This is a genomic window from Candidatus Eisenbacteria bacterium (assembly GCA_016867495.1).
Lineage (GTDB): Bacteria > Eisenbacteria > RBG-16-71-46 > CAIMUX01 > VGJL01 > VGJL01.
The window spans coordinates 1-1651 of record VGJL01000358.1; the positions used below are offsets into that span (position 1 = coordinate 1).

The window sequence follows — 1651 nt, forward strand, 5'->3', positions numbered from 1 at the left end:
GCAGCCGGACCAGTTTCTCCTGAGTCCATGCCATCGCTAGCCACTACCCCCGGTCGTCCTCTAGCGGGCGAGGACGACCTTCATCTTCACCGTGGTACCGGGCGCCTCCAACAGCACGATGTATACGCCGGACGTCAGGCTTGTGCCACCGAGAGACCTCGATTGCAACGGGAACTCGTTCCATCCTACATGAGTGACCGGCAGACGCTCCCGCATGAGACGCCTACCCGCAGGGTCCAATAGAGTCAAGCGGACGACCTGTCCCATGCCCGCGGCCGGGGCGAACCAGCGAAGCAGGGTCTCGGCGCTCCACGGATTCGGCCTCGCCTCGAGGATCCATCGATCCGCCCCCAATGCGGGATCCTGCGCGTCCGATCCTTCGGGTGTCGTGAAGGAGCCGTCCGATCTGGACAGACGCCGGTATCCGTCAGGCTCCTCCGCGATCACCCGCCAGTAGTGCTTCTGCTGCGGCGCGAGAGGGTCCGGAATCGCAAGAAGGGTGTCCTGCAGATCAGGGTACACCAGGGGAGAGGAGAAATCCCCCTGATCGTCGATCCAGAGCTCATAATCGATCCCGCCTCCGCCCGGATCCGTCGAGGCCCGCCAGCGGAAGGTCGGCCTGTGGTCGGCGAGCGTCTCTTCATCGGCCGGCTCGAGGAGGTCGAACGGGACCGGCACGACCCGCGGGGACGATTCGATGGCGGCCCAGACATCGATCCTCCCATGCCCGTAGTTGTTGTCCGGGGCGGACGACCGGTCGGCCGTCTGCATGAGGACGTCCCGGGCCTGCTCTGCGGACCACTCGGGATGGGCTTCCAGCACCAGCGCGCACGCCCCCCCGACGAGCGGGGTCGATAGGGATGTCCCGGAGACGTAGCGGTAGAGATCCGGGCCGTCGGCGTCGGCGGCGAAGGTGTCGACGCCGCGCGCGACGACCTCCGGCTTGATCCGGCCGTCGTGAGTGGGGCCGCGCGAGCTGAAGGAGGCGATCTGATTGGACGCGTCGACCGCTCCGCAGGCGAGAATCGAATCGGCATCCGCCGGGACGCCGAGGGTGCCGACCCCCGCACCGTAGTTTCCCATCGCGTTCACGCAAAGGATCCCCCTCTGCGCGGCGCGATCGAGAGCGCGGGTCAAGGGGACCGTGTCGCCATCCAGATCGGGGTAGCCCCATCCGCCTCCGCCATCGAAGGTGAGGTAGATCAGCGATGCGGAGGTCACCATGACGCCCAGCGAGTCGCCCCACTCGAGAGCGGCGATGTAGTTGTCCTCCTCGACCGGAGTCTCGGATCGAACATCCTCGGTCTTGGCCAAAAGGAAGGTCGACCGGTAGGCGGGACCGGTGAGCGTCCCGGGGGCGCGGCCGCCGCAGGCCGACCAGGTGGCCGTGCCGTGCCAGTGCTGGTACGGGCTGTCCTCCGGCTCGTTCTGCGTCTCGTCATCGGAGAAGACGAAGTCGCGCTCGGCGAGGAGATCGGTCTCGGCGAAGGCGTCGTGGTCTTTGCGGAACCCGGTGTCGAGCATCATGACAAGCACGCGGGCTCCGGCGTAGCCGGCGTCGTGGGCGTCGATCACGCCGATCTCGCCGAGCTGGGCGCGCGAGGATCCGTAGGGATCGTCCGGGCGCGCGCGCATCCGCAGGGGCTCTCGC

At 67.5% G+C, this 1651-nt stretch carries 1 protein-coding gene; it reads right to left on the reverse strand.

The window, feature by feature from the left end; all coding sequences use genetic code 11:
- Positions 1 to 60 precede the first annotated feature (60 nt).
- Positions 61 to 1635: a hypothetical protein gene (locus FJY88_14235; GenBank protein MBM3288486.1), complete on the reverse strand. Its 1575-nt coding sequence runs from the start codon at positions 1633 to 1635 to the stop codon at positions 61 to 63.
- Positions 1636 to 1651: the final 16 nt, after the last annotated feature.

Excerpts from the sequence above, each read along its gene's own strand:
- FJY88_14235 (MBM3288486.1), bottom strand. The coding sequence starts at position 1,635 with ATGCGCGCGCGCCCGGACGATCCCTACGGATCCTCGCGCGCCCAGCTC.